The sequence below is a fragment of the Sphingomonas sp. CFBP 13706 genome, from assembly GCF_014842355.1.
Lineage (GTDB): Bacteria > Pseudomonadota > Alphaproteobacteria > Sphingomonadales > Sphingomonadaceae > Sphingomonas > Sphingomonas aerolata.
On sequence record NZ_JACYVM010000066.1, the window covers coordinates 1 to 774 of the forward strand.

The following is a 774-nucleotide window of genomic DNA, read 5'->3' on the forward strand; positions in this document are numbered from 1 at the left end:
CCGATACCGAACAGCATGATTGCCCAGGTACCAGCCTCGGGAACTGCTGCCGTCGGCTCGAAGGTCGCGGTGCCGGCATAGGAGCCGTTGCCACGCGACGTGCCGTTCACGACGATCTGGTTCGGCACACCCGAAGCGATCGCGACGTCGTTGAGCTCGAAGAATTCGGCGTTGCCGACAATGGTCTTCGTGGCTGCGAACCCATTGATGAACACCGACAGGATGTCGAGATCGGTCGAGCTCGTCAGGCGCGTGGTGTTCGTGCTCAGCGTGCCGCTAGCCAGACCAGTCTGATCGATGATGAAGTTGAAGGTATCCTGGAATGTGCCGGCCGCGATGCCCGAACGGCCGAAATCTGCCGAAACGGTACCATCGTTGATATCGCCGCGAACGGTGAATTCCGGATCGTTCGGGGTGAAGTCAACTGCATGAGCCGCTGGGGCCATCGCGAAGGCGGATGCGAATGCCATGGTCGAAAAGAATAGACGCTTCATGTTGGTTTCCTCGAGATTGTCCTTAACGAAAGGATAACGGGGGCCATGGCGACACGCAAACCGCTCTATCGCAAAATCCGGCTATGACCTTGATAATGTCGACTTTCTGGAAAATCGTGCCTTTTCCGTCACAGACGACGCTACGGAGACCGCTCCCCGTAGGCTTTGGGCAAAACTTTCCCTGCAAAAAGACTGGCTCAAGACGACCCCTGCGGGAATCGAACCCGTGCTTCAGGCGTGGAGCCGTAATTCGCTTCATTTTCAATAATGCTTGCCTGAA

1 protein-coding gene is annotated in these 774 nt (G+C 56.7%); it reads right to left on the bottom strand.

Features of this window, described 5'->3' with window-relative positions:
* Nucleotides 1–494, bottom strand: a 494-nt coding sequence (locus IFS44_RS21670) for an FxDxF family PEP-CTERM protein (RefSeq protein ID WP_192100215.1), incomplete at its 3' end; no start/stop codon positions are given.
* Between the last annotated feature and the right edge of the window lie 280 nt (nucleotides 495–774).